General features: G+C 71.7%; 1 protein-coding gene. It reads right to left on the bottom strand.

The window, feature by feature from the left end; genetic code table 11:
- A partial coding sequence (locus K7957_RS20200) for a methyl-accepting chemotaxis protein (RefSeq protein ID WP_246617335.1) occupies positions 1-494 on the bottom strand: 494 nt, incomplete at both ends.

Raw genomic sequence — 494 nt, forward strand, 5'->3', positions numbered from 1 at the left:
ACGTCCTTGGCGGCGTCGGCGGAGCGCTGGGCGAGCGCGCGCACCTCGGAGGCGACCACCGCGAAGCCCTTGCCCGCGTCGCCCGCTCGCGCCGCCTCGACGCCCGCGTTGAGCGCGAGCAGGTTGGTCTGGAAGGCGATGCCGTCGATCACCGCGATGATGTCGCTGATCTCGCTCGACGAGCGCTCGATCCCGTTCATCGCCTCCACCGCGCGGCGCACCACGTCGCCCGATTGCTCGGCGTCGCGGCGGGTATCGATGACCACGCCGTTGGCCTTGGTGGCGTTGGCCGCGGTCTCGCGCACCGTGGTGGTGATCTCGTGCATCGCCGCCGCGGTCTCCTCGAGGCTGGCGGCCTGCTGCTCGGTGCGGCGCGACAGGTCGTCCGAGGCCTGGCGGATGTCGCTGGCGCCGTTGGTGATCCCCTCGGCGCTGGCGTTGACCGCGGTGAGCGTGCCCGCGACCGACTGCATCGCGTTGTTGAAGTCGTCCTT

The sequence above is a fragment of the Sphingomonas yunnanensis genome (assembly GCF_019898765.1).
Taxonomy (GTDB): Bacteria; Pseudomonadota; Alphaproteobacteria; order Sphingomonadales; family Sphingomonadaceae; genus Sphingomonas; species Sphingomonas yunnanensis.